At 47.6% G+C, this 1,823-nt stretch carries 1 protein-coding gene; it reads left to right on the top strand.

Annotated elements, in window-relative coordinates; all coding sequences use genetic code 11:
- Nucleotides 1–108 precede the first annotated feature (108 nt).
- Nucleotides 109–1,823: TonB-dependent receptor (locus tag G500_RS22915; RefSeq protein WP_161626106.1), on the top strand; the 1,715-nt coding region annotated here is incomplete at its 3' end.

Here is a 1,823-nt window from a genome sequence, read left to right as displayed (position 1 = left end):
ATAGCACAATGAAAAATTCATTTGGACTTGACTTGTAAGAGATTTGGGGGTCGTAATTTTGCTGCCAAATTTAGTTAGCTTTTTTAAAAATCTTTGTCATCTTACGTCATGCGTTGCACCTCTACATTTCTTAGTCTTGGGCTAAGTACCCCACGCTTTTCTTGGCTTACATCTTGGCTCTTGGTGAGCCTTTTCTTTTTTGTAGCCCTTCCCACAGTTTGGGCGCAAACGGGTAGCATCAAAGGTACGGTTATCGAAACGGGAACAGACGAACCTATGATAGGGGTTACGGTTCTTATCGAAAATACGACTATCGGTTCGGCTACGGATATAGAAGGAAAGTTTCACATCAAAAATGTAAGTGCAGGCACGCACGTGCTTATCGTTTCGGCGGTAGGATACAAGACCCAAAAAATCACCGACGTAGCCGTAGAAGCAGGCAAGACGACCATTTTTAACCTCACGATGGAAGAAGATAGCGAGGAGCTGGGCAGCGTCGTAGTAGTGGCGTTTCGTGAAACCGATAGCGAAATTGCCGTAGTGGAAGAAGTGAGAAAGAGCGAAGCCGTAGCCAATGGCGTTTCGGCAGAGCAAATCGAGCAGTCGCAGGATAGTGATGCGGCACAGGTCATGACGCGCGTACCGGGCGTTACGATTACAGACAACCGCTTTGTAATGGTGCGAGGCGTAGCCGACCGCTACAACAACGTGATGATAAACAACTCGATTGCACCCAGCACAGAAATTGACGTGCGCACTTTTTCGTTTGACCTTATACCCAGCAATGCCATCGACCGCCTTTTGGTCTATAAATCGGGTGCGCCTGATATGCCGGGCGATTTTGCAGGGGGTATGATAAAGGTCTTTACCAAAAACAACGTAGAAGAAAACAGTACCACTTTCAACTTTGGAATCGGCTATCGCAACAATACCACTTTTCAGCCTTTTATAGCAAGCGAAGGCGGCTCTACCGACTTTTTAGGCTTCGATAATGGCTTCCGCGCCCTGCCTGATAATTTTCCTACCAAAGATGCTCTTCAAAATAGCTCACGCGCTTCCGAATTGCGCCAAACCGCAGGCAGAAGCCTAACGAATAACTTTGCCAATACCTCGCGCACAGCCTTGCCCGACTTGAACTTTGGGCTAAATGTAGCCCGCAAGTTTGAAATAGGAAGGCTCAAATTCAGCACCATCAACAGCCTAAGCTACTCCAATTCCTATCAATATCGCCTCATAGACCGCCATCGCTACTTTTTCTTCGACCCAAATGCGCCCATTCAAAAGCGTTTCTTCTATGAAGACGATAGCTACGCGAATACCGTCAGAATTGGTATCCTAAGCAACTGGCGCGTGATGATAGGGGAAAATTCTACCCTCGAATTTCGCAACATGCTCACCCAAATCGGCGAAAATGAAACCACTATCCGCAATGGATTTGATTATTTGCAAAGACCCGACGACGACTTGCGCAATTATGCCTATCATTACCTTAGCCGCACCATCTACACAGGGCAGCTGCAAGGCTCGCACGACCTTAAAGGCGGCAAACAGAACCTCACTTGGGTAGTAGGTCTGAACTATTTAAACCGAAACGAACCTGATTATCGCCGCTTTCGCACCTTCCGCAGCATAGCCGAGCGCGAAACGGGTGCGCCTTATACCATGCAATTACCGCCTTCTGCCAACCTTTTCGACACAGGACGCTTCTTTTCTAACCTAACCGAAACAGGCGTTTCGAATAGCCTTACCTATACCTTCTATTTTGGCGAAGAAGACGGCGAAAATGCCGAAGGCGATGTTAAAAAACCGACCCTACGCTTGGG

The sequence above is a fragment of the Hugenholtzia roseola DSM 9546 genome (genome assembly GCF_000422585.1).
GTDB lineage: Bacteria > Bacteroidota > Bacteroidia > Cytophagales > Bernardetiaceae > Hugenholtzia > Hugenholtzia roseola.
Note: the sequence above shows the minus strand (reverse complement) of the source record. Positions and strands in the feature narration are given on the sequence as shown.